The organism is Actinomyces sp. 594, assembly GCF_019325145.1.
In the GTDB taxonomy this organism is placed as follows: Bacteria; Actinomycetota; Actinomycetes; order Actinomycetales; family Actinomycetaceae; genus Actinomyces.
This window is the reverse complement of record NZ_PIZC01000030.1, coordinates 1-23,510: the sequence shown is the minus strand read 5'-3', so window position 1 is coordinate 23,510 and position 23,510 is coordinate 1. Positions and strand designations below refer to the sequence as shown.

Annotated in this window: 22 protein-coding genes; 16 read left to right on the top strand and 6 right to left on the bottom strand. The window is 69.3% G+C overall.

The genetic code is table 11. From position 1 onward, the window contains the following. Positions 1-190: 190 nt before the first annotated feature. From GZ998_RS04095 to GZ998_RS04085, 3 genes are all read right to left on the bottom strand, one after another. Positions 191-586 carry a type II toxin-antitoxin system VapC family toxin gene (locus GZ998_RS04095; protein ID WP_161924329.1) on the bottom strand — a complete coding sequence of 132 codons (396 nt, stop codon included), beginning with the start codon at positions 584-586 and terminating at the stop codon, positions 191-193. After that, the gene (locus GZ998_RS13305) at positions 583-840 is read right to left on the bottom strand and encodes a type II toxin-antitoxin system Phd/YefM family antitoxin (RefSeq protein WP_202616171.1); all 258 of its coding nucleotides are present in this window, start codon (positions 838-840) and stop codon (positions 583-585) included. Before GZ998_RS13305 ends, GZ998_RS04095 begins: the two co-directional genes overlap by 4 nt. Positions 841-934: 94 nt before the next feature. Continuing rightward, the gene (locus tag GZ998_RS04085; RefSeq protein WP_219109110.1) at positions 935-1,402 is read right to left on the bottom strand and encodes a MarR family winged helix-turn-helix transcriptional regulator; all 468 of its coding nucleotides are present in this window, start codon (positions 1,400-1,402) and stop codon (positions 935-937) included. 59 nt (positions 1,403-1,461) lie between these two features. On the opposite strand from GZ998_RS04085, the gene GZ998_RS04080 reads away from it, so the two are divergent. Next, positions 1,462-1,812: a hypothetical protein gene (locus GZ998_RS04080; RefSeq protein ID WP_219109109.1), complete on the top strand. Its 351-nt coding sequence runs from the start codon at positions 1,462-1,464 to the stop codon at positions 1,810-1,812. 87 nt (positions 1,813-1,899) lie between these two features. Here the strand turns inward: GZ998_RS04080 and GZ998_RS04075 are convergent, their stop codons facing one another. The 3 genes from GZ998_RS04075 to GZ998_RS04065 form a co-directional block, all read right to left on the bottom strand. Further along, entirely contained in the window at positions 1,900-3,531 is a 1,632-nt protein-coding gene (locus tag GZ998_RS04075; protein WP_219109108.1) for an ABC transporter permease, read from the bottom strand. Continuing rightward, positions 3,528-4,481 (bottom strand): ABC transporter ATP-binding protein, encoded by a 954-nt coding sequence (locus tag GZ998_RS04070; RefSeq protein ID WP_219109107.1) that lies wholly within the window; start codon positions 4,479-4,481, stop codon positions 3,528-3,530. The genes GZ998_RS04075 and GZ998_RS04070 overlap by 4 nt, the downstream gene beginning before the upstream one ends. A gap of 68 nt (positions 4,482-4,549) precedes the next feature. Next, complete coding sequence (locus tag GZ998_RS04065; protein ID WP_219109106.1) at positions 4,550-5,398, bottom strand: MerR family transcriptional regulator; 849 nt, start codon at positions 5,396-5,398, stop codon at positions 4,550-4,552. 193 nt (positions 5,399-5,591) lie between these two features. On the opposite strand from GZ998_RS04065, the gene pheS reads away from it, so the two are divergent. The 15 genes from pheS (at position 5,592) to tyrS (ending at position 23,053) form a co-directional block, all read left to right on the top strand. After that, a complete protein-coding gene (pheS, locus tag GZ998_RS04060) occupies positions 5,592-6,680 on the top strand; it encodes a phenylalanine--tRNA ligase subunit alpha (RefSeq protein ID WP_219109105.1) in 1,089 nt (362 codons plus the stop codon). Position 6,681: 1 nt separating this feature from the next. After that, positions 6,682-9,339 carry a phenylalanine--tRNA ligase subunit beta gene (pheT, locus tag GZ998_RS04055; protein ID WP_219109104.1) on the top strand — a complete coding sequence of 886 codons (2,658 nt, stop codon included), beginning with the start codon at positions 6,682-6,684 and terminating at the stop codon, positions 9,337-9,339. Between the two features lie 78 nt (positions 9,340-9,417). After that, entirely contained in the window at positions 9,418-9,909 is a 492-nt protein-coding gene (locus tag GZ998_RS04050) for a flavodoxin domain-containing protein (protein ID WP_162678376.1), read from the top strand. A gap of 103 nt (positions 9,910-10,012) precedes the next feature. Then, positions 10,013-11,113: an N-acetyl-gamma-glutamyl-phosphate reductase gene (gene argC, locus GZ998_RS04045; protein WP_219109103.1), complete on the top strand. Its 1,101-nt coding sequence runs from the start codon at positions 10,013-10,015 to the stop codon at positions 11,111-11,113. Further along, positions 11,110-12,306, top strand: a complete 1,197-nt coding sequence (gene argJ / locus GZ998_RS04040; protein WP_219109102.1) for a bifunctional glutamate N-acetyltransferase/amino-acid acetyltransferase ArgJ — start codon at positions 11,110-11,112, stop codon at positions 12,304-12,306. Before argC ends, argJ begins: the two co-directional genes overlap by 4 nt. Continuing rightward, positions 12,303-13,238 carry an acetylglutamate kinase gene (argB, locus tag GZ998_RS04035; protein WP_219109101.1) on the top strand — a complete coding sequence of 312 codons (936 nt, stop codon included), beginning with the start codon at positions 12,303-12,305 and terminating at the stop codon, positions 13,236-13,238. The genes argJ and argB overlap by 4 nt, the downstream gene beginning before the upstream one ends. Further along, positions 13,235-14,470 (top strand): acetylornithine transaminase, encoded by a 1,236-nt coding sequence (locus GZ998_RS04030; protein WP_162678373.1) that lies wholly within the window; start codon positions 13,235-13,237, stop codon positions 14,468-14,470. The genes argB and GZ998_RS04030 overlap by 4 nt, the downstream gene beginning before the upstream one ends. Further along, positions 14,467-15,027: an arginine repressor gene (locus tag GZ998_RS04025; protein WP_219109100.1), complete on the top strand. Its 561-nt coding sequence runs from the start codon at positions 14,467-14,469 to the stop codon at positions 15,025-15,027. Before GZ998_RS04030 ends, GZ998_RS04025 begins: the two co-directional genes overlap by 4 nt. Before the next feature lie 84 nt (positions 15,028-15,111). Next, positions 15,112-16,335: an argininosuccinate synthase gene (locus tag GZ998_RS04020; protein WP_161924318.1), complete on the top strand. Its 1,224-nt coding sequence runs from the start codon at positions 15,112-15,114 to the stop codon at positions 16,333-16,335. A gap of 298 nt (positions 16,336-16,633) precedes the next feature. Further along, complete coding sequence (locus GZ998_RS04015; protein WP_162678371.1) at positions 16,634-18,046, top strand: O-antigen ligase; 1,413 nt, start codon at positions 16,634-16,636, stop codon at positions 18,044-18,046. A gap of 7 nt (positions 18,047-18,053) precedes the next feature. Beyond that, positions 18,054-19,571 (top strand): argininosuccinate lyase, encoded by a 1,518-nt coding sequence (gene argH / locus GZ998_RS04010; protein WP_162678370.1) that lies wholly within the window; start codon positions 18,054-18,056, stop codon positions 19,569-19,571. Between the two features lie 9 nt (positions 19,572-19,580). Continuing rightward, positions 19,581-20,288 (top strand): DNA-3-methyladenine glycosylase, encoded by a 708-nt coding sequence (locus GZ998_RS04005; RefSeq protein WP_162678369.1) that lies wholly within the window; start codon positions 19,581-19,583, stop codon positions 20,286-20,288. After that, entirely contained in the window at positions 20,285-20,923 is a 639-nt protein-coding gene (locus tag GZ998_RS04000; RefSeq protein ID WP_219109099.1) for a bifunctional 2-polyprenyl-6-hydroxyphenol methylase/3-demethylubiquinol 3-O-methyltransferase UbiG, read from the top strand. The genes GZ998_RS04005 and GZ998_RS04000 overlap by 4 nt, the downstream gene beginning before the upstream one ends. Continuing rightward, the gene (locus GZ998_RS03995) at positions 20,920-21,591 is read left to right on the top strand and encodes an endonuclease III domain-containing protein (RefSeq protein ID WP_162678368.1); all 672 of its coding nucleotides are present in this window, start codon (positions 20,920-20,922) and stop codon (positions 21,589-21,591) included. The genes GZ998_RS04000 and GZ998_RS03995 overlap by 4 nt, the downstream gene beginning before the upstream one ends. A 196-nt stretch (positions 21,592-21,787) precedes the next feature. Then, the gene (tyrS, locus tag GZ998_RS03990) at positions 21,788-23,053 is read left to right on the top strand and encodes a tyrosine--tRNA ligase (RefSeq protein WP_162678367.1); all 1,266 of its coding nucleotides are present in this window, start codon (positions 21,788-21,790) and stop codon (positions 23,051-23,053) included. Positions 23,054-23,510 lie beyond the last annotated feature (457 nt).

The window sequence follows — 23,510 nt, the reverse complement described above, 5'->3', positions numbered from 1 at the left end:
CGGCTCGCAGCAGCCATGAGTTGCTGCGAGCCGACCTGCGTACTTGTGACTCAAGCCGGTCGTCGCATGCGCTGACCGCCTTTGTGCAGTTGGACCGCGTACTTCTACTTGGACCGTCTGAGAACGCGTATAAGGCTCTCCAAGTGGGTGCGCACTTCCGGGCGAACTCCGACGGTGCCCTGGGAATCAATCATCTGGGGGCGGTCACCGTCAGCCCTCGTTGCAGCGCAGCTTGTTGCATTTCCCGGTCGTAAGTGAGGAGCAGGTCGGAGCGTACGTTCAGGGCAACTGCGAGGTGGATCGCGTCTGCCGCACGCAGCCCCGCCGTGTCTCGCGCCGCGTTGAGCAGATGCTCCCGCGAGATGTCAATGAGTTCGATCCCCGACAGTAATGATGCGGTTGACTGCATATCGAGCTGTCGGCGTCGTCGAGCGGCGCAGTACAGCTCTGTGTGCAGCAAGAAGGAGGAGCACAGAGACAAGCCGTTCGCGGTCTGCTCGGTCAGCCAGGTGGCTAAAGGATCCGACTCGGCTTCCTCGATGAGAAGCTTGAGTGCTGCGGAGGTATCCAGGTAGCAAATGGTCATTGCTCGCCGCGCAGGTCGTCCAGTACATCTTTTGAGCTGAGTCCTCGCGCGCGGTTTAAGGCGTTGAAGTCTGTGGGCACCGCTGGACGCGTAGCTCCTTGCCGACGCAGTAGAGCGAGGCGGTCCTGGGTGATGGGCACAAGCTCGGCTACGGGACGTCCGTTGTTGGTGATCGCGAAACTCTCGCCGGCCTCCACTCGGCGGAGGATTGCGGCGCTGTCGTTCCGTAGTTCGCGGTGTGGAATCGTAGTCATGACCGTCACTCCGTAGCAAGCGTAGCACAGATCGTCTACGCGACAATCCAATGCGGGTTGCCTCCCGTGACGGCGACCGAATCCTGTGAGCGCGCTACTGATTCCGGTTCTGGCGCATGTCGAGCTCCGTCAACAGCGTGCTCAGGGCGGCCCGCCCTGCGGGAGAGAGGATGCTGCGGATGTCGGCGTCCAGCGCTTCGGCCGCCACAACGGCGCTAGCGAGCAGATGCCGCCCCTCGGGGGTGACTTCGATCTTGTGAGTCCGGCGATCGTTGCGGCTGCGGGTCTTGCTCACGGCTCCGAGGTCCACTAACTGGTCCACCAACGTCACTACCAGGCTCGGCGCGACGTGCAGCCGGGTTGCGATGTCGCGCTGCGAGGATGCCAGCCCGGCGTCGACGACGGCCAGCAGGCCCACTTGCTTGTGGGTCAGGCCCGACGGTGCAATCCGCTCGGAGAAGTCCCGGGTGACCCGCGCGCCGAGCATGCCCAGTCGAAAACATGCGGCGGACAGGATCGCTTCACCGACGTCCTCTGCGTTGCCGACCCCTGTCGTCTTCATGGGGACGATGGTACTCTATTGAATCATTCAGTGCTGAACGATATGGGCAGGTGGTTGACATGCCGTGGTGGTTGGCGCTTCTCAACTCCGTCATGGCAGCCGCATCGGTAATTGCTGCTGCGGCGGCGTTGCTCCGCCCGGGGCTGCTGGCGCCGAGCGGCACAGGCGACGACGCTGACCGCTTCTATCCAGCGATGTATGCGGCCAGGGCGGTGCCGCTTGGCGTCGTGGTTGCGATGGTCGTCTGGCTGACGCCCGTGTATCCGCTGACTCAGCTCGTCTTGGCTATTGCCGCGCTCGCTCAGCTAGGCGATGTGGCAAGCGGTATAGCGCGTAGGCAACTCGGTATGGCCGGCGGCGCCCTCGTCGCGGCCGCATGTCACTTGACCGGACTCGCTGTGCTTCAGTAAATGGGGTCGACCTGGCGGAGCCGATCGGCGACTTTGTGCGGGTGCATATCGGTCAAAACGCAGGTGATCTACCGGTCAAGACGCCGATTAGGGACCTGACACATCGCGGCGTCGGTAGGCCACCAGGCCGGCGGCGGCGCCGACCGCTCCGATGACCGTCTGCACCGCCAGCGGTCCCCAGTCAGGGTCGCCGATGACGTCGAGGTAGTGCCCCAACACGCTCAAGTTCTGCGCCCAGGCCGGCAACTCCACCAGTCCGCCGAAGAAACGGGCGAAGGCGCTCCAGGCGATGACCACCCAAACGATCCCGAAGCGCCGCGGTGCCACACCGACCATCGCCAGGGCGATGCCGATCGCCGCCAGCACTCCGGGCAGCTGGCTGACGGTGAACACGAAGGCCCGCTCCACCGCATGATCCTCGGTCACCTGCGTGGCCGTGACTGCGGCCAGCACCGCCCCGCACAGCACCAGCAGGATCGTTCCCACCGCCGCCGCCGAGACCGCCTGCATCAGGAACAGACGCCGGCGCGGCACCCCGACGGCGGCCTCAGCCTCCACCAGTCCGGCGTCCTCGTCGGCGGCGAGGCGGCCCGCCTGCCCAGTCGCCGCCACCGCGATCAGCAGCACCAACAGCACGGTCATCAACGACATGAACTGTTCCATCATGTCGGCGCCGGCCTGTACCAGCATGTCCACGTATTCGGCGATGCGATCATCCCGCATCATCTCCAGGATGCCCTCGGTCATCGAGCCGAACAGTGCGGAGAAGCAGGCAATTGCCGCGGCCCATGCCAGGGTTGTGCGTGTGGACAGGCGCGTGAGTAGGTCGGCGTAGCCGTGGACTCGCCAGCGGCGCGTGCTGGTGGCTCGGTCGGGCAGGTAGCCGTCGGCATACTCCCGGTGCGTGTACAGGGCTCCGGCCGCCACCACCAGGGCGACACATATCGCGGCGCACACGGCCAACGGCAGGGGGTCATCATCGGTGTAAGGGGCGACCAGGTCACGCCACCCCAGCGGCGTGAACCACCGCATCCAGGTGACCTCCCATTGGTCGGCCGCCACCCGCACCATGAAGGCAACCCCAACACATGCCAGTGCCAGGGGCCGGGCGCCGGCGGCGCTGCGCGCCAACTGGCAGACCACGGCGGCCAGCCCCGCGAAACCCCAGCCGACGATCGCGGTCACTCCGGCCAACGCCCATCCTCCCGTCGCGGGAAGCGACTCGATCTGCGTGGCCTCGGCCGCGAGCGTGGCGCCCACCAAGACGGCCAGGATGCCGATCACCACCCAGATCACCAGTACCGGGGCGAGGAAGGGCACCCACCTACCGGTGCCAGTGTCCCGCAACAGCTCGGTCAGGCCCTCGTCCTCATCCGCGCGCAACAGGCGGCAGGTCAACAGCACCGCCATGAGCGCGGTGCACACCAGCAGGTAGGTGGCGCCCTCCCACTGCACCAACTGTCCGATGGTGCCCGGGTCGGGTAGCTCGCCGTACAGCAGGCGCGTGCCCGGGGAGGCCCGCAGCGCCTCGACCACCGCATTGCCGCCCGCACCGCCGGCGCCACCGGCTTCGGAGAAGTAGGCGTCCTGATAGGCCGGCGCGAAGGACGCCATGCCCAGCCACAGGGGCAGGATCCAGGCGAGCGCCTGAAAGCGCAGCCTCCGGGCGGTCAGCCGCAGCGCGCGGCGCAGACCGCGCAGTTCGTCGCGGGCGCTCATCCGCGCACCTCCTCGTAGTGACGCAGGAACAGGTCCTCCAGGCTCGCCGGCCGGCAGATCACGTCGGTGGCTCCCTGCGCGGCGACGGCCGCCAGTACCTGGGGGACCCGGGCGGAACCCACCTGCACGCTCAGGCGACCGTCCTCCACGGACAGATCGTTCTCCAGCTGCGGCAGCGACGCGGCTATGCCGCGCAGCAGATCCGCGTTGCCGCCGACCTCGATCTGGGTACGGGCCAGCTGCTGCAGTCGGGTCAAGTCGCCCTGCTCCACCACGCGCCCGTCCTTGATGATCGTCACGGCGCTGCACAGGCGCTGCACCTCGGCGAAGATGTGGCTGGACAACAGCACGGTGCGCCCCCGGGCCGCGGCCCGGGTCACCTCATCCATGAAGACCTGCTCCATCAGCGGGTCCAGGCCACTGGTCGGCTCGTCGAGAATCAGCAGGCTGGTGGGGGCGGCCAGTGCCGCCACCAGCGCCACCTTCTGCCGGTTGCCCTTGGAGTAGGTGCGCACCTTCTTGCTCGGGTCCAGGCCGAAGCGCTCGATCAACTCCTCCTCCCGGCCACGATTCCGCCTGCCGCGCAGACCCGCCAGGGCGTCGAGCGCCTGTCCGCCGGTCAGATTCGGCCACAGCGCCACGTCCCCGGCCACGTATGACACCTCCTGGTTGATCCGTGGCGCCTCACGCCGCGGGTTGCGCCCCAGCACGCGCACCTCGCCGCCGTCGGGGTGGTACAGGCCCAGCAGGGTGCGGATGGTGGTGGACTTCCCCGCCCCGTTCGGGCCGAGGAATCCGTGCACCTGACCGGCGGCGACCTCCAGGTCCAGCCCGTCCAGAGCGGTGAAGCGCCCGAAGCGCTTGACCAGGCCCCGCACCCGGATCGGGGCGTCTGTGCCGGGCGGAATCGTGGCGCCGACGGTGCGGCCCCTGTCTTTGCGTGCTGTCATCATCGTGTCCTTTCAGGAGAGTGCGTCCACTGGGATCCGGATCAGGGACGGTTTGGAGCAGGAGCCGCTTACAGCGCGGGCTCGTCACCGGCCAGGCGCCGAATGACGACGGCGAAGTCCGGGTCCGTCATGAGCAGTTCCAGGAATCGGTTGAGGTACAGGTGCTGCGCCGGCCCGGTGTAGGCGTCTGTGATCATCTGGGTCAGCCGCCAGGTCGTGCGCCCCGGCGCCCCGGCCGGGAAGCCTGCGAACGCTGCCAGCGCCGTACGGCGGTGCCGGAGGGTGTACTCCCAGGTCTCCTCGGCCAACTGGATGGCCGAGGCGCTGGCGGCATCCCCGCGCAGCTGCTCCAGGCGGGCGATATCGGCGTAGATGCGCACGCCCGCCTCCCACTCGGCGCCATCCAGCTCGGCCAGGAAGGTGCCGATGCTGTCGGGGACCAGGCCCAGGGCGGCCAGTGCTGTCACCACCTGCCGCTCGGCCCGCAGACCGCGGGAATTCAGCCCCTCCTCCTCCAGGCGTGCCTGCACGGCGTCGTAGAAGCGCACCAGCAGCTGGGGGATGGGCTCCAGCCCCTCCCCGCCCTCGACCCGGGCGATCAGCTCGTCAATGCGGGCCTCCTGCGCCTGCAGCTCGCGGCGACGCGCAATGACCGTGCCGCGGGTGGCCCGCAGGCTGTGCAGCACCGAGTCGCGGTCGGCTCCTCCCGGATCCTGGGCCAGTACCTCGGCGACCTGCGTCAGGGAGAGCCCGCCGTCCGCGAGCCAGCGGATCCGCATGAGCCGGGCCAGGTGTGCGACGCCGTACTCCCGCCGCCCGCGCACCGTCGGCGGTACCGGTAGCAGTCCTAAACGGTGATAGTGACGCACCGCCCGCGGGGTGGTACCGGCCAGATCCGACATCTCCTTGACACGCATGCACCCATCCCAACAGGTGACGTAACGTCACCGTCAAGACCCGTTCGCGCATGTGTCCACGCAAGACGGTTACGTACTGCCACGGGCGGGGCGGTCGGCCCGCGGCGCATCTGAGACGATTTCGGGCACTCGCGCGGCGCGGACTAATCTGACCCCCGAGAGACCCCGACTCATCTGGTGGAAGGCAAGCAATATGACTGACGCCCCCGGCGCCCTCTCGCCAACGGACGAGGCAGGCGTCAACAGCCTGGTCGCGCAGGCGCTGGACGCTATCGCCACTGCCGGCGACCTGGCCGCGCTGAAGGAGGTGCGCCTCACCTACACCGGCGACGCCTCCGCCCTGGCCCTGGCCAACCGCGAGATCGGCCGGCTGCCCGACCGTGCTGCCAAGGCCGCCGCCGGCAAGCTGCTCGGCGGCGCACGCGGCCGCATATCCGCCGCCCTGGCCGAACGCCAGCAGGTGCTCGAGGCCGAGGCCGAGGCAAGCATGCTGGCCACCGAGGCCGTCGACGTCACCGTGCCCACCGACCGCGCCCCTGTCGGCGCCCGCCACCCCCTGGACGTCCTGGTGGACGAGGTCTCCGACTTCTTCACCGCCATGGGCTGGTCCATCGCCGAGGGCCCGGAGGTCGAGCACGAGTGGTTCGACTTCGACGCCCTGAACTTCGATGCCGACCACCCCGCCCGCCAGATGCAGGACACCTTCTACATCGACGGCGCCTCCGTAGGCGGCGCCCCCGGGGCCACGGCGAACCTGGTGCTGCGCACCCACACCTCGCCCGTGCAGGCGCACGTCATGCTGAACCAGGCCCCGCCGATCTACGTGGCCTGCCCCGGCAAGGTCTTCCGCTCCGACGAGCTGGACGCCACCCACACCCCGGTCTTCCACCAGGTTGAGGGCCTGGCCGTGGACAAGGGCCTGACCATGGCCCACTTGAAGGGCACGCTGGACCACTTCGCCCGCGCCATGTTCGGACCTGAGGCCCGCACCCGGCTGCGCCCCTCCTTCTTCCCATTCACCGAGCCCAGCGCGGAGATGGACCTGTGGTTCCCGCAGAAGAAGGGCGGGCCCGGCTGGATCGAGTGGGGGGGCTGCGGCATGGTCAACCCCAATGTGCTGACCGCCTGCGGCATCGACCCGGAGGCCTACACCGGCTTCGCCTTCGGCATGGGCCTGGAGCGCACCCTCATGCTGCGTCATGGCATCGCCGACATGCACGACATCGTTGAGGGAGACATCCGCTTCTCCCAGCAGTTCGGCACCACCGGAAGGGGAAACTGACATGCCTTACGTCCCGATCGAGTGGCTCCGTGAGCACGTAGACGTCCCCGTCGGCACCAGCGCGGCTGAGCTGGCCGCCGACCTGGTCAAGGTGGGCCTGGAGGAGGAACGCATCGTTCCTCCCGCCGTCACCGGCCCCCTCGTCGTCGGCCGCGTGCTGACGCGGGAGGCCAAGGAGCAGAAGAACGGCAAGACCATCAACTACTGCCGGGTAGACGTCGGCTCGTACAACGACGCCCCCGGCACCGGCAAGGAGCCCTCTGAGCTGCCCAGCCGCGGCATCGTGTGCGGCGCCCACAACTTCGAGGTCGGCGACCACGTGGTGGTGTCCCTGCCCGGCGCGGTCCTGCCCGGTGACTTCGCCATTGCCGCCCGCAAGACCTACGGGCACGTCTCCGACGGCATGATCTGCTCCGAGCGCGAGCTCGGCATTGGCAACGACCACTCCGGCATCATCGTGCTCGAGCGGTGGCTCGCGGCGCACGGCCGGGATGGCGAGGCCATTCCGGCCCCGGGCAGTGACGCCATCGGCCTGCTCGGCCTGGGGGAGGAGGTCCTGGAGATCAACATCACCCCGGACCGCGGCTACTGCTTCTCCATGCGCGGAGTGGCCCGCGAGTACTCCCACGCCACGGGAGCCGCCTTCACCGATCCGGCCGACGCCGCCAACCCGGATCGCTTCCAACAGGGGGTCGCCCCGGCTGGGGCGGATGGCTTCCCTGTCCGGTTCGCTGCGGACTCCGCACCCATTCATGGTCGCCCCGGCGTGGACCGCTACGTGGCCCGCGTGGTGCGCGGCATCGACCCCTCCGCCGCCTCTCCTAAGTGGATGCAGGACCGCCTGATCGCAGCCGGTATGCGTCCGATCAGCCTGGCTGTGGACATCACCAACTACGTGATGCTGGACCTGGGCCAGCCGCTGCACGCCTTCGACCTGAACAAGCTGGCCGCCCCGATCGTGGTGCGCCGCGCCCGGGCGGGGGAGACCCTCACCTTCCTCGACGAGGTCACCCGCACCCTGGACGGCGAGGACCTGCTGATCTGCGACTCCCCGGCCGGGGAGGGCTCCAGGCCCCTGGTGCTGGCGGGTGTGTTCGGTGGCGCGGAGACGGAGATCGACGCCGAAACCACTGACGTACTCATCGAGGCCGCCCACTTTGACGCGGTGTCGATCGCCCGCTCTGCCCGCCGCCACAGGCTGCCCACTGAGTCCTCCAAGCGCAACGAGCGCGGCGTGGACACCGAGCTGGCTCCGGTGGCCGCGCAGCGCGCCGTTGACCTGCTGGTCCGGTACGGCGGCGGCACAGCGGAAGCGGTCGCCACCGACGTCAACCGCACCATCGCGCCGGAGCCGATCACCATCCGCGCCGACGCCGCGCAGCGCCTGACCGGGGTCGCCTACGGCACCGCCCGGGTCACCGAGCTGCTGCGGACCATCGGCTGCACAGTCGAGGCCGCCGGAGGGGACGCTGACGGCGGGGAGCTCCTCGCCGTCACCCCGCCCACCTGGCGGCCGGACCTGGTGGGCGCCGCCCACTTTGCCGAGGAGATCGCCCGCCTGGACGGATACGACAACATCGCCTCCATCGTGCCGGTGGCCCCCGCGGGCACGGGCCTTAGCACCCGACAGCGCGCCCGGCGTGACGTCGTGCGCGCCCTGGCCGACGCCGGGCTGACCCAGGTGCTGTCCTACCCGTTCATCGGTGATGTGCATGACCGCCTCGAGCTGCCCGCCGACGATCCGCGCCGAGCCGCGGTGCGCCTGGCCAACCCGCTGGCAGACGACGCCCCGCTGCTGCGCACCAGTGTGCTGGACTCCCTGCTGGAGGCCGCCCGCCGCAATGCCTCACGGGGACTGGAGGACGTGGCCGTGTTTGAGCTTGGCAGCGTGACTCACCCCGCAGGCACCGTGCCGGCCCCCATCCCCGGGGTGGACCGACGGCCCTCCGACGCCGAGATCGCGGCGCTGAACGCCGGCATCCCGGACCAGCCCACGCATGTGGGCATTGTTCTGGCCGGAGACCGGGAGCGTGCAGGTGTGCTCGGCACCGGACGTCCCTGGGACTGGGCCGACGCCATCCAGCTGGTGCGCACCGTGGCGGCAGCGCTCGGTGTGGACGTCGAGGTCAGTGCCCCGCAGGGCGGCCCCTATGCCCCTTGGCACCCCGGCCGCACCGCCGAGGTACGCCTGCCCGCTACCCGGCAGGGTCGTGAGCTGGTGCCCGGAGTCCTGATCGCCCACGCCGGCGAACTGCACCCGCGCGTGGCCCGCAGCTTTGGGCTGCCGCCGCGCGCCTGCGCCGTCGAGCTCGACCTGGAGCCGCTGCTGGCTGCCGTCGCCGACGCCGGCGTCCTCCAGGTGCGCCCCGTGTCCACCTTCCCGGCCGCCAAGGAGGATGTCGCCCTCGTCGTCGACGAGTCCGTCACCGCGGCCGCGGTCGAGCAGGTGGTGCGTGAGGCTGCTGGGGACCTGGCCGAGGAGGTGCGCCTGTTCGACGTCTTCCGCGGCCCGCAGCTTGGGGAGGGGCGCAAGTCGCTGGCCTTCTCCCTGCGCCTGCGTGCCGCCGACCGCACCCTTACTGCCGAGGAGACCGCGGCTGTGCGCAAGCGCGTGGTAAAACGTGCCGCCAAGCGTCTGGGCGCCGAGTTGCGTGCCTGAGTGTGGGGCTGGTCACTGTTGGCAGCTACTGCGCGCGACGCGCTGCGGAAAGCGAATCAAGGCGGTGATACTGGCGGCATGAAGATCCTGCTCACCTCCTCATCCCGGCATGGCTCTACCGACGAGGTCGGCGCGGTGATCGCGCAGGAGCTGCGCGCCGCCGGCCATGACGTGGATCAGGCCCACCCTGAGGACGTTACCGATGTCGCCGGATACGACGCCTTCGTGCTGGGAAGCGCCGTTTACATGACGCGCTGGACACCGCAGGCCGTCGACTTCACCGAGCGCTTCCGCGAGGAGCTCGAGTCCCACCCCGTGTGGGCATTCTCGGTGGGCCTATCCGGCCTGCCCAAGGGCAAGGTGTCCGACCCGCACCGCATCGGCCCCGTACTGCTGTCCATCGACCCGGAGGACCACGTCACCTTCGCGGGGCGCTTCGACCCCTCGGCACTGACCCTGAGGGAGCGCTCGATCGCACGCATGGGCGGTGCCTCCGAGGGGGACTTCCGCAACCTTGACACGGTGCGTACCTGGTCCAAGTCGATCATTGAGGCGCTGGCCACGCGCTGAGTGCAGCCGGCTTCCCGGGGGCCGCAGCCGCTGTGAGTAAGCCGACTACGCGTCGCCGCCATCCAGTTGTGCATATGTATCCACTCGGATGTATGGTTTCCGCGTGACATGGACAGCAGCGGTCGCTGGAGCGACCGGGTACGCAGGCGGAGAGGTGCTGCGCCTCCTCGCCGCACATCCCGATATCGAGATCGGCGCCGTGACGGCAAACTCATCGGTCGGCACACGCCTGGGGCAGCACCACCCCCACCTGGTCACCCTGGCGGACAGGGAAGTAGCCCCGACCGACACCGCGCACCTGGCCGGGCATGACGTAGTCGTGCTGGCGCTGCCGCACGGCGTCTCGGGAGCGGTTACTGCGGCCTTGGAGGAGGCTCCGGGCACCACACCGGTTCTTGTGGACTGCGGGGCCGACCACCGTCTCACCGACGCCGCCGCCTGGGAGCGGTTCTACGGAACCGACTATGCCGGCGCCTGGACCTACGGCATGCCTGAGCTCCTCCACGCCGGCGAGTCCGTGGCCAGCACTCAGCGCGAGCAGCTGGCCGCCACCCGGCGGATCGCGGTGCCCGGCTGCAACGTCACCGCCGTGACCCTGGCCGCACAACCCGGCATCGCCGCCGGACTCATTGACCCGGGCCGGCTGAACGCCGTGCTGGCGGTGGGTTACTCCGGTGCCGGAAAGGCGCTCAAGCCCCACCTGACCGCCTCCGAGGCCCTCGGCTCAGCCCAGCCCTACGCGGTGGGTGGCACCCACCGGCACATCCCCGAGATCATCCAGAACCTCCAGGTCGCCGGCGCCGCCCCGGGCTCCGTGCGCCTGTCCTTCACCCCCGTGCTGGTGCCCATGAGCCGCGGCATTCTAGCCACCGTCACCGCGCCGGTCACCGCGGCCGTGACGCGCAGCGACCGTCCCGACGCCGTGCTGCGCGAGGCCTGGGAGCGCGCCTACGGCCCTACCGGTCGGGGCGAGACGCTCATCCACCTGCTGCCCGAGGGCGTCTGGCCGGTCACCGGCGCCGTGGCCGGCTCCGGCCTGGCCACCGTGCAGGTCGGTTACGACGCCGCCGCCGGCGTGGCCGTGATCATTTGCGCCATCGACAACCTCGGCAAGGGCACCGCTTCGGCAGCTGTACAGTCCCTCAACCTCGCCCTCGGCCTGCCTGAGGTCACGGGTGTCGTCACCGAAGGAGTCGCCCCGTGAGCGTCACCGCCGCCGCCGGCTTCCGCGCCGCCGGCATCAGCGCCGGGCTTAAGGAGTCCGGCAGTCGCGACCTCGCCCTGGTCGTCAACGACGGCCCCCTGGACGTCGCCGTCGGCGTGTTCACCTCCAACCGTGTGGTTGCCGCCCCCGTGCGCTGGTGCCGCGAAGTGCTCTCCGGCCGCCGCGGCGACGCCGACCGCGCCCGCGCCGTCATCCTCAACTCCGGCTCGGCCAACGCCTGCACCGGTCCGGGTGGCGAGGCCGACACCGCGGCCACCGCCGCGCGCGTCGCCGAGCTGCTTGGTGACGCGCACCCGGGCCTGCAGGCAGGCTCGGTACTGGTGTGCTCCACCGGCGTGATCGGCGTTCCCCTGGACATGCCCACCCTGCTGGACGGCGCCGCCACCGCCGTCGCGTCCCTGCAGGACAGTGCGGAGGCCGGCCACGCCGCAGCCACCGCGATCATGACCACCGACACCGTCCCCAAGGAGGACACCCTCCGGCTTGATGGTTGGAGCATCGGGGGCATGATCAAGGGCGTCGGCATGCTCGCACCGGGCCTGGCCACCATGCTGTGCGTAATCACCACCGATGCCGTGATCGACGCCGACGCCGCCCAGTCCGCCCTGTCCCGGGCCGCCGCCCGCACCGTGAACCGCATCAACTCCGACGGCTGCATGTCCACCAATGACACCGTGCTGCTGCTTGCCTCAGGCGCCTCCGGGACGACCCCGACGACGGAGGAATTCGGTGCGGCCGTCCAGGAGCTGCTCGGCCGCCTCGGACGCCGGCTCGTGGCAGACGCCGAGGGCGCTACGCATGACATAGCCATCACCGTCACCGGCGCGGTCACCGAGGCCGCCGCGGAGGCCGCGGCCCGCACCGTCTCGGCGTCCAACCTGCTCAAATGCGCCATCGCCGGCGAGGACCCCAACTGGGGCCGCGTGATCTCCCAGCTCGGTACCGTTCCCGAGTCGGTCTGCCCCTTTGACCCCGAGGCGGTCGACGTCACCATTAACGGGGTGACGGTCTTCCGCCACGGCGCCCTCGGGGAGGACCGGGACACGGTGGACATGACCCCGCGTGAGACGCGCATCGACATCGCCCTGAGCGCTGGTGACGCCGCCGCGACAGTCTGGACCAACGACCTCACCCACGGATACGTAACCATCAACGCGGACTACACGACATGACCACTACGCTCCCCGCTTCGCTGACACCCACCCAGAAGGCCTCCGTACTGCTGGAGGCCATGCCCTGGCTGCGCGCCTACAAGGGCGCCACCATCGTCATCAAGTACGGCGGCAACGCCATGGTCGATGACGCCCTCAAGCGCGCCTTCGCCCAGGACGTGCTCTTCCTACACCAGGTGGGCCTGCGCCCCGTCGTGGTCCACGGAGGCGGCCCCCAGATCAGCGCCATGCTGGCCCGCCTAGGCATCGAGTCCGAGTTCAGGGGCGGCCTGCGCGTGACCACCCCGGAGGTCATGGACGTGGTGCGCATGGTGCTGACCGGGGGAGTGCAGCGGGAGCTGGTGAGCCTGCTCAACGAGGCCGGGTCCGCCGCCGTCGGCATCTCCGGCGAGGACGGCGGCCTGCTGCGGGCGCGCCAGCGCCTGGCCACAGTGGACGGTGAGAGCGTCGATGTGGGCCTTGTGGGCGACGTGGTCGAGGTGGATCCGCGCTCGGTGATCGAGTTGCTCGACCAGGGACGTATCCCGGTGGTGTCCTCGGTCGCCCCGCTGGTCGCCGACGCCACCACCGTGCTGAACGTCAATGCCGACACCGCCGCGGCCGCCCTGGCAGTCGCGCTGAAGGCGCAGAAGCTCATCGTGCTCACCGACGTGGAGGGCCTGTACTCCAACTGGCCGGAGAAGGACTCGCTGGTCTCCCGCATCGGCGCCGATGCCCTGGAGGCCCTCCTGCCGGAACTGTCCAGCGGGATGGTGCCCAAGATGGAGGCCTGCCTGCGGGCCGTGCGCGGCGGCGTCGGCCAGGCCCACGTGGTCGACGGCCGCCAGCCCCACTCAATGCTGCTGGAGATCGTCACCGACGACGGCGTCGGCACCGTGGTCCACCCCGACGTCATCCCGCAATCCCGCACGAAAGGAGGTGCCACGCTGTGAGCACCCCGAACACCCCCGCGGCCGCCGAACCCAATGAGACCTGGCGGGCCCGCTACGCGGCCGCCGTCATGAACACCTTCGGTACTCCTGCCCATGTGCTCGTCCGCGGGGCGGGCGCCCACGTGTGGGACGCGAACGGCAACGAGTACGTCGACCTGCTGGCCGGCATCGCCGTCAACTGCCTGGGGCATGCCCATCCCGCCCTGGTTGCCGCGGTTACTGAACAGCTGCGCACCCTGGGGCACGTCTCCAACCTGTTCACCTCCCCGGCTCAGGTCAGCCTGGCCGAGGCCCTGGCCGATCTGGTGTTCCCGGAGGCCCCGCAGTTCGCACGAGTCTTTTTAGCCAACTCCGGCGCAGAGGCCAACGAGGCGGCCTTCAAGATCGCCCGCCGCCACGGCGGCTCCGCCCGCCCGCGCATACTCGCCCTGGAGGGCGCATTCCACGGCCGCACCATGGGAGCACTGGCACTGACCCACAAGGCCGCCTACCGGGAGCCCTTCGAGCCGCTGCCCGGCGGAGTGGAGTTCCTGCCCGCCGGAGACGTCGATGCCCTGCGCCGCGCGCTGGGGCCGGACGTGGCAGCCCTGTTCGTCGAGCCCATCCAGGGGGAGGCCGGGGTGCGGCCAATGCCAGCCGGTTACCTGGAGAAGGCACGCGAGCTCACCACCGCCGCGGGGGCGCTGCTTATCCTCGATGAGGTGCAGACCGGTATGGGCCGCACAGGCACCTGGATGGCCCACCACCTGCTCGCCCCCGGCGTCGTCCCGGATGTGGTCACCCTCGCCAAGGGACTGGGCGGGGGCATGCCGATCGGGGCCACCGTCGCCACCGGCGAGGCCGCGCAGCTGCTCGGCCCGGGGCAGCACGGCACCACCTTCGGCGGGAACCCCGTCGCGGCGGCCGCCGCCCTGGCCGTGATCGACACGGTCAGCAAGGAGGGACTGCTCAAGCGGGTCACCGAACTCGGCGACCGGTGGGCGGCGCGGCTGGCGTCCGTACCCGGAGTAACCGAGGTGCGCGGAGCCGGACTGCTGCGCGGCGTGGGCCTGAACGACGCGGTTGGACCGGCCGCCGAGGTCGCCGCCGAACTGGAGCGGCGCGGCTTCATCGTCAACCCGCCCCGCCCGGACACGCTCCGGCTGGCGCCCCCATTCATCCTGTCCGATGCCGATGCAGACGCCTTCACGACGACGCTGGCCGACGTCCTGGCCCGGCGGTCCGCGGCATGAGCACCGTGCCCGGCGTGCCCGCGCTCGAGGGCGCAGGCACGCCTCCCACCAAGGCGGCGCGCCATGCCCTGATCACCCAGATACTCAGTCATGAGCGCATTCGCTCCCAGGCGGAGTTGCGCGAGGCGCTGGCCCGCCGCGGGGTGAGCACAACGCAGGCGACGCTGTCGCGCGACCTGGTTGAGCTGCGCGCCACTAAAGTGCGCGGGGCCGGCGGCACCCAGGTCTATGCCGTGCCCGAGGCGGGTGCACCGGGGCAGGTCTCTCCCGTAGGGGGCAACGCCGAGTCCTTGACCGAGCACACGACCGCGCGGCTGGCACGTTGGTGCGCGGACCTGGTGGTCACGGCCGAGTGGGCCGGTAATCAACTGGTCCTGCGCACCCCGGCGGGGGCGGCCCAACTGCTGGCCAGCGCCCTCGACGACGCGATGCTGCCGGGTGTGCTCGGCTGCATAGCTGGAGACGACACGGTCCTGGTAATCACCCGTTCCGAGGCGGTGGCGGCCGATGTGGCGGCACACCTGCTGTCCCTGGCCGGGCCGGGACCCCACGGCTGAGAACACGCCGCGGGCACGCACACCCGATTGACCCACCCAAGAGCTGTCTGATTTGGACACCCAAGAGAAAGAAACAGAACGCATATGAGCAAGCACCAGGACCGTGTTGTCCTCGCCTACTCCGGGGGCCTGGACACCTCCGTAGCCATCGGCTGGATCGGTGAGCAGACCGGCCGCGAGGTCGTCACCGTGGCCGTGGACGTCGGTCAGGGCGGGGAGGACTTGGAGGTGATTCGCCAGCGGGCCCTCGACTGCGGCGCCGTGGAGGCCTACGTGGCGGATGCGCGCGATGAGTTCGCCGAGGAGTACTGCATGCCCGCCTTGAAGGCCAATGCGTTGTACGAGGGCAAGTACCCGCTGGTATCGGCCCTATCCCGACCGGTTATCGCCAAGCACCTGGTGCGCGCCGCCCGCGAGTTCGGCGCCAGCACCGTTGCCCACGGCTGCACCGGCAAGGGCAATGACCAGGTGCGCTTCGAGGTCGCGATCACCTCGATGGCCCCGGACATGAACTGCATCTCCCCGGTTCGCGACCTGGCCCTGACCCGGGACGTCGCCATCGAGTACGCCGAGAAGCACGACCTGCCGATCGAGACCACCAAGCACAACCCCTTCTCCATCGACCAGAACGTGTGGGGCCGCGCCATTGAGACCGGGTTCCTGGAGGACCTGTGGAACGCCCCCACCAAGGACGTCTACGTCTACACCGATGATCCCACTTATCCGCCGCTGCCCGATGAGGTCGTCATCCACTTCGAGCAGGGCATTCCCACCGCGATCGACGGGAAGCCGGTGACCCCGCTGGAGGCGATTCAGGAGCTCAACCGGCGCGCCGGCGCCCAGGGCGTGGGACGTATCGACATGGTCGAGGACCGACTGGTCGGTATCAAGTCCCGGGAGATCTACGAGGCGCCCGGGGCAGTGGCGCTGATTGAGGCGCATCAGGCCCTGGAGTCAGTCACCCTGGAGCGCCTCCAGCGCCGCTACAAGCGGCAGATGGAGCAGGCCTGGAGCGACCTGGTCTACGAGGCCCAGTGGTACTCCCCGCTCAAGCGCTCCATGGACGCCTTCATCGAGGACACCCAGCACTACGTGACCGGAGACATCCGCATGGTCCTGCACGGGGGACGGGCCACCGTTAACGGCCGCCGCACCGACACGGGTCTGTACGACTTCAACCTGGCCACCTACGAGACCGGGGATACCTTCGACCAGTCCTCCTCGCGCGGCTTCATCGAGATCTACGGCATGCAGTCAAAGCTCGCCGCCGCACGCGATGTGCGCCTGGGTCGAGGCGTCTCCTTCTGAGCACCGGTGCGGCGCCCATGGCGCGCTGCACCGGGATGAGCGGCCGACGGTGCCCGAACGCGGCGCCGTCGGCCGCTCATCCCAGTTCCAAGAGATCCCTTGGTCTCTAGGCACTGCCGGCGTTGCGACTCGATACGGGTAAGCGGTTCCGAATACGAGTCGTAAACGGCCGTCGCCGATTACGCTACGGCAGCAGCGGGCGGCCGCCGCAGCTCACGGCTAGCCGTCAGCCCTGTGGAAACCGCATGAGTCCGATCTCCTGAGCTTGTATGCGGGATGGGAACACGAGGAGGAGAGCGTGCCAGCAGACTTCCACGCCCCCACCACGGTCGCAGTGCGCGGATCGCGCCGCCCACTGCTGCCCGCGCTGGGCACCTGGGCATTCTTCTTGACCTTCTCCGGACAGGGAGTACGCAACCTCGTGGGTTGGTGGGCATTCGGCGTGATCGCCGCCGTGAGCGGCATCGTGCTCCTGCTCGTCTTCCTCTACGAGGGGCACCGGGTGCCGTGGCGCGCGCTGCCACCGGTAACCACCGCCTACGTCGGTGTGTGCGTGCTGAGTGTGTTCTGGTCCCAGTATCCCGGTGATACCGCCCTTGCGGCATTGCTGATGGTGGCCACCAGCGCCGCCGGAGTCCTGCTCGCCTGCGGCCTGTCCCTGCGGCAGATGACTGATGCCCTCAGCCGCGCCCTGGAGGCCACGCTAGTGCTCAGCCTCATGCTGGAGGCATGGGTGGCGCTGGTACTGCGTCACCCGCTCATACCTCTGTACATGCGCGATTGGGATGTGGTCCCGATCTCCTACTACTGGGTGAACGGCGACCTTCTCCGGGGCGGCCCGATTCAGGGCATTGTGGGAAACCGCAACCCGTTGGCCTTCATCGCTCTGCTCACTCTGCTGTGCGTGGCGGTGCGCTGGGCTGATCGGCGGGTGCGCCCGGTGGGCCTGGTGGTGTGGACCGCCTTATCCCTGCTGGTGCTGGTGCTCACCGGCTCGGCGACCGTGTCCGTGGCCCTGATCGTGTGCGCTTGCGTGTGCCTGCTGCTCTGGCTGGTGCGCCATGCCCCGCCCCGGCTGCGCCCGTTCCTGCTGATGAGTGCTGCGGCCCTGGGGGTGGCGTTGGTCGCTGCGGCAGTGGGCCTGCACACGCAGGTCACCGCGGCGCTGGGACGGAGCGCGGATATGTCGGGGCGCTGGGAGATCTGGACGCGGGTGCTGGACCTGTGGGAGGAGCACACGATCCTCGGCTGGGGGTGGATCATGTACTGGGTGCCCTGGCTGCCCGTATTCGCCACCCTAGTGGTGCGCCCGGACGGCACTCCCACAATGAGTGCCCACAACGCCTACATCGAGGCACTGTTCCAGACCGGTGTGGTGGGGGCGGCACTCGTGGTGGTGCTGGTGCTGCTGCTCCTGTTCCGCTCCTTTCGGCTCGCTCTGCGCAACATTGACTCCGATGCCTCGGTGCTGCTGCCGGCGCTGGTCATGACGGCACTGACGGTGCAGTCCTTCACCGAGTCCCGTCTACTCAGCGAGGGCAACTGGGTGGTCGTCTGCGCGCTGGGCACCTGGCTGGGTCTGCATCGCCTGTACGAGCGCAGTCGGGAGGACGCGCCTTCTGCTGCCACCGGTGGTGGCGCTACTTCCGAGACCCGGGCGCCGGTCCACGCCTCGGGCCGGCTCACACCTGCTCAGCCCTATACGTCATGATGGCCCCATGACGAGTCAGCCCAGCCCCAACCCCTCCGCCCCGCAAGCCTCCACGGCTCCCACCGGTATCAGCTTGTGGGGCGGCCGCTTTACCGGCGGGCCCGCCGACGCCCTGGCAGCCCTGTCGGTGTCCACCCACTTCGACTGGCGCCTGGCCCGCTATGACATCGCCGGCTCGCGTGCGCACGCCCGCGCCCTGCGCACCGCCGGACTGCTCAGCACCGCCCAGCTGGAGGGTATGCTCGCCGCCTTGGACCGGCTGGAGGACGACGTCGTCTCCGGAGCGTTCGTCCCTACTCCCGCGGATGAGGACGTGCATACAGCGCTGGAACGCGGCCTGATGGAACGTGCCGGCGCGGACCTGGGCGGAAGGCTGCGCGCGGGCCGCTCCCGCAACGACCAGATCGCCACCCTGATCCGCATGTACCTGCGCGACCAGGCGCGGCACCTGGCCGGGCTCGTGCTCGACGTCGTAGACGCACTTATCGACCAGGCCGCGGCGGCGGGCGAGGCCATCATGCCGGGCCGCACTCACATGCAGCACGCCCAGCCGGTGCTGGTCGCCCACCAGCTACTGGCGCACGCCTGGCCGCTGATGCGCGACGTCGAGCGGCTTGAGGACTGGGACGCGCGCGCGGCCGTCAGTCCCTACGGCTCCGGTGCGCTGGCCGGCAACACGCTCGGACTCGATCCCGACGCCGTCGCCGCCGAGCTGGGCTTCGACGCTGCCTGCGAGAACTCCATTGACGGTACCTCCGCGCGCGACACGGTCGCCGAGATGTCCTTCGTCCTGGCCATGACCGCGGTGGACGTCTCCCGCCTGGCGGAGGAGGTCATCATCTGGAACACCAAGGAGTTCGACTTCGTCACGCTGGACGACTCCTTCTCTACGGGTTCCTCCATCATGCCGCAGAAGAAGAACCCCGATGTTGCCGAGCTCGCCCGTGGCAAGGCCGGCCGCCTCATTGGCGACCTGGCTGGGCTGCTGGCCACCCTCAAGGCCCTGCCCCTCGCCTACGACCGTGACCTGCAGGAGGACAAGGAACCCGTCTTCGACGCCGTCGACACCCTCGCCGTACTGCTGCCCGCAGTGTCCGGTATGGTCGCCACGATGCGCCTTAACTATGACCGCATGGCGGCGCTGGCCCCGCAGGGCTTCTCCCTGGCAACCGATATCGCCGAGTGGCTGGTCAAGCAGGGGGTTCCCTTCCGCGAGGCGCACGAGCTCTCCGGTGCCTGCGTGCAGGTCTGTGAGCAGCGCGGAATCGAGCTTTGGGAGCTGACCGACGCGGACTTCGCCGCCGTCGATCCGCGGCTGACGCCGCAGGTGCGCACGGTCCTGTCGACGGCCGGCTCGGCGGCGGCCCGGGCTGGCCATGGCGGTACGGCCCCGGTGCGTGTGGTCGAGCAGTTGGCCCGCGCCATTGAGCACTCCGCCGAGCTGCGGGTCTTCTCCTGGGAGGGCTCGCTGCTGGATGGCTCCACCGGCCCGGTGGCCGATGCCGGTGACGCCGCAGAGGCGTAGGGCGGAGCCATGAGGCAGTCGGAGCCGGTGGAGGCGACTGCCCGCGGGGACTTGGCGGCTGTGGGGGCTCTGCCCGCGAACGTGGCCGACCTGCTCGCTGGTGACTCGGTGGAGGTGGCCCCGCAGCTGCTGGGCGCCGTGCTTGCCACGCGCCTGCCGCAGGGGGAGGTGTCTGTGCGGCTGACCGAGGTGGAGGCGTATAGGGGTGAGGCCGATCCGGGCTCCCACGCATACCGCGGCCGCACCGCGCGCAACGCCTCGATGTTTGCGGCCGCCGGTGCCATCTACGTCTACTTCACCTATGGCATGCACCACTGCGTGAATATCGTCTGCGGCCCTAGCGGCGTCTCGCGCGCCGTGCTGCTGCGCGGCGGCGAGGTGACAGGCGGAATCGAGCTGGCGCGCCGACGCCGCCCCACTGCTCGCAGCGACCGGGACCTTGCGCGCGGTCCGGCCCGTCTATGCCAGGCACTCGGCCTCACCCGGGACGACGACGGCTCCCGGCTCGGGCCGCCGGGCTCCCGCATTGCCCTGGAGCTGCCCGGCGTAGGCGAGGCTCCCGAGCCCGGCCGCATCCGCACCGGCCCGCGCACCGGCGTGTCCGGACCGGGCGGCGACGGTGCCGTCTACCCATGGCGCTTCTGGCTCGAGGGTGAGCCTACCGTCTCCCCCTACCAGCCCGCCCGGCCCCGCCGCCGGGGAGGGGACGCGCGATGACCGCGGCCTCTGGCCAGCGTCCTGAGCGCTACTGGAACCACAATGCCGCCTTCCATGACGAGCTTGTGGCCGATGCCGCCCGCCGCGGAGGGCGCGTGCTGGACGTGGGCTGCGGTGACGGACTGCTGCTGGAACGGCTAGCGGCCGTATGCGATCAGGCCGTTGGGATTGAGGCCGATGCGAATGCCGCCGGGCGCGCCCGCTCACGCCTGGCCGGACTCCCCGGGGCCGAGGTAATGCGGGCGGACGTGATGGACGCGGGTGTGATCGAGCGGCTCGGGTCATTCGACACCGTCACCTGCGTTGCGGTCCTGCACCACCTGCCGTTGGACAGGGGGATGGAGCGCCTGGGTGGCCTGGTCGCTCCCGGAGGCAGGCTCCTGGTCATCGGGCTGGCCGCCGACGCGTCAGCGGTCGACTGGGCGCTGAGCGCGCTGAGCGTAATCCCGATCCGGATCGCCAGCCTCCTTCACCATGAGCGGCGCGACATCGGAGTGCCGACGGCGCCGGCGCGTGAGGCGCGCCGGGAGATTCGCGCAGCCGCTGACCGGATCCTGCCGGGGGCTCGGATGCGCCGTCGCTGCTACTGGCGCTACTCACTGGTCTGGGACCGACCAATGGGGCAATCGGCATGACACCGACCGCCAAGACCGAGCTTGGCCGCACCCTGCCAGTCAGGGAGTTGTTGAGGCTGCTGAGCGCCGAATTGGGCAAGGCCCCGGTATGGCCCGCGCAGACTCCCTTCGAATACGTGTGCGGGATTGTGCTGGTACAGAACACGGCCTGGACGAATGTCGAGCGTGCCCTGGACGGGTTGCGAGCAGCCACCGGCTTCGAAGCCGAGCAGCTGCTGCGGCTGACCGACGCGGAGCTGACGGCGTTTATCCGCCCAGCCGGGTTCATGCGTGCCAAGGCACGCTCGCTGCGCGCCTTCGCGGCCTGGATGCTGTCCCCGGAGGGCCGGGCCGCGCCGACACTGGATGATGACGCCCTGCGCGCCGCATTACTGGAACTGCCCGGAATCGGTCCGGAAAGTGCTGACGTGGCGGCGCTGATGGTCTACGGCAGGCGTCGTTTTATCTTCGACACCTACGGGCGGCGCCTGCTACGACAGGCAGGCTATGCCGTCGGCCGCGATTACGAGACTACCCGGCGTACCCTTGGGGCCCGCATCGACGCCGAGGGACTCAGCCACAGTGAGCTGGTGGATCTCCACGGACTGATCATTGAGGCCGGCAAGCGCGCCCGGGCCGCAGGCGGCTGGGATGTCTACGGCCCCATGATCGGCGTTGGCACCGAGTAGTACCGAGTAGTGCCGACCGCGCACTCGCCGGGGAACCGGGTCGGGGCCTTTGCGCCGCAGTCGGCACGGAGGCGTATCCGTTCTTCTGGCACTTGGCCTGACGTACCGCGCAGCCGTGGCAGACTAGCCCGCGCCGGGCAACCGCCCCGGCCCCGGCCCACAGGCGCCGGGAGCAAACATGGGAAGGCACAGGACCGTGACCGACATCCTGGACGAGCTGCAGTGGCGGGGCCTGATCGCCCAGCACACCGACATTGATGCGCTGCGGGCAGCGCTGAGCGCCGGGCCGGTCACCTTCTATTGCGGATTCGATCCGACCGCCCCCTCCTTGCACCACGGCCACCTGGTAGCGGTCAAGGTTATGCGCCACCTGCAGCTGGCCGGGCATCATCCGCTGGCCCTGGTGGGCGGTGCCACCGGGCTCATCGGGGACCCGCGGGACAAGGGCGAGCGCATGCTGAACACAAAGGAAGTGGTCGCCGACTGGTCGCAGGGGTTGCGGGAGCAACTCGAGCAGCTGCTTGACTTTGACGGTGACAACCCGGCCCGCATCGTCAACAACCTGGACTGGACCGCTGAGCTGAGTGCCATCGACTTCCTTCGCGACCTCGGTAAGCATTTCCGTATGGGCACCATGCTGTCCAAGGACATCGTGGCTCGCCGCCTGGCCAGCGAGGAGGGCATTTCCTTCACCGAGTTCAGTTACCAGATCCTGCAGGCCAACGACTACCTGGAGCTGTTCCGCCGCTACGGCTGCACGCTGGAGGTAGGCGGCAATGACCAGTGGGGCAACCTGGTGGGCGGCATGGACCTGATCCACAAGGTTGAGGGCGCCTCGGTGCACGTGATGACCAACCCGCTGATCACCAAGGCCGACGGGACCAAGTTCGGCAAGAGCGAGGGCGGGGCGATCTGGCTGAACCCGCAGATGCTCAGCCCCTACGCCTTCTACCAGTTCTGGCTACAGGTGGAGGACACGGACGTTGCTCGCTTCCTCAAGGTCTTCACATTCCTTCCGCGTGAGGAGATTGAGCGCCTGGAGGAGTCCGTCGCCACGAATCCGAAGGCGCGCCAGGCCCAGCGCGCCCTGGCACATGAGGTGACCACTTGGGTCCATGGCCCGGAGGCGACCGCACAGGCTGAGGCGGCGACTGCAGCACTGTGGGGAAGGGGCGAGCTGAACGAGCTCGATGAGGCGACGCTTGCCGCCGCCACCGCGGACCTGCCTGCTGCCCCCCTTGCGGTGGGCAGCTCGACGATCGTGGACCTCCTCGTTGCCGCAGGACTGGAGAAGGGACGTAACGCGGCGCGCAAGACGGTGGCCGCGGGCGGTGCCTACCTGAACAACGTCAAGGTCACCGATGAGGATGCGCCGGTCGTGCAGGAGCAGCTTCTTGCCGGGGGAGTGGTGCTGGTGCGTAAGGGCAGACGCAACCTGGCGGTGGCTCGCTCGCGCGACTGACTACATGTACCGGCGGCCCTTACAGGACGAGCCGCGGGAAAGCCTCGGAACGGTCCCGTGGAATGCCTGGGTCAGCACGATTCGATGAGCCTTCCCGGGCACGCGAGAATGCGGAGCGGCGGTGACGGCAGCTGTGGCTGTTGTCACCGCCGCTCCGTTTGACCGAGGCACCGTGGCTGCGTAAAGTCTCTCCCTGCCGCCGGGAACGGGAATCAACCGGGAAGGCGGAGAAGAGGAACTGAACAGAGCCGCTGAGCGAGACGGGGATCACGGATCTCCGGTTTGACCCGGATCGCGCGGTTCGCTAAAGTTCCTCCGGCGCTTCCGGGAAGAAGTAATGGCCGAGCAGGCCATACGGAAACTCGGCGGGTGTGTTGTTTGGGATCTCGATAGTGTGTCGTGTTTGTTTGTTTGGTTGGTGTTTTTTGTTGGTTTCTTTGTTTGGTTTTTGTTTTGT